This is a genomic window from Corallococcus sp. CA047B (genome assembly GCF_003612065.1).
Classification (GTDB): Bacteria; Myxococcota; Myxococcia; order Myxococcales; family Myxococcaceae; genus Corallococcus; species Corallococcus praedator.
Map to the genome: position 1 here is coordinate 1 of NZ_RAWD01000680.1, position 915 is coordinate 915.

Consider the following 915-nt stretch of genomic DNA (forward strand, 5'->3'; position numbering starts at 1 on the left):
GGGGAGGGGGCTCGGAAGGCGTGAGCGCAGGCGAACCCCAGGCCCACGAGCGCGAGCGCGACTTCTCCCAACCGGCGCTCGTGGAAGATGTCGCGCAGGCGCAGCAGTCGGTCGGCTTCGCCGTGGGCGGGGCGCAGTGCCTGGAAGGCGATGACGTCGCGGAAGAACTCGGACGGGGCCTGCGCCGCGAGGGGGGCCACGACGACGACGAACGTGGCGAAGGCGATGAGCGCGAGCGTGAGCACGTCGCGCCAGGATTCCTTCCAAGGCCGGGCCAGCAGCGCGGCGACGAGCCAGAGTCCGCCGGGAAGCTTCACCGACACCGCGAGGCCGATGAGGACGCCCGCGAAAATGCGCCGAGCGCGGGAGGGCGTGTCGGAGGTGAGCCAGAGGTTGGCGAAGCCCAGGCACAGGACGTTGAGCAGGGGTTCGAGGAAGGTGCCGCGCTCGACGGTGATGGCCTCCGGGTACGCGGCGTAGGCGAGCGCGGCCACGCAGCCGGCGAGGGGACCCCAGGCGCGCCACGCGATGCGGCCCGCGAGGAACGCGCAGAGGGCGCCCACGGCGGCGGCGGCGAAGCGGGTCACGCCGTAGGCCGTGGCGGCGTCGAAGCCCAGGGTGAGGGCGGCGCCGGGAGCCCAGAGCAGGAGCGCGCCGGGAGGGTGGACGAAGATGAAGTCGCGGTAGGGCAGGTCCCCGCGCAGGAGCAGCGCCGCGGCGGAGAAGTAGACGCCCTCGTCGTAGTCCATCGGGTAGCCGAGCGGGCCGGTGGGATGGAAGAACGCCAGCGCACGCAGCACGAAGGCGCCGAGCGCCACGAGGACCAGGGGCCAGGGGACCCGTTCCCGCCAGGAGCGCGGAGGAGCGGGAAGGGACGACGTCGCGAGCGGAGTGGGGGCGGGTTGCATCGGGGCC

1 protein-coding gene is annotated in these 915 nt (G+C 73.7%); it reads right to left on the reverse strand.

Translation table 11 applies throughout. From position 1 onward, the window contains the following. Positions 1-818: glycosyltransferase 87 family protein (locus tag D7X74_RS42140; protein WP_120538485.1), on the reverse strand; the 818-nt coding region annotated here is incomplete at its 3' end. Positions 819-915 lie beyond the last annotated feature (97 nt).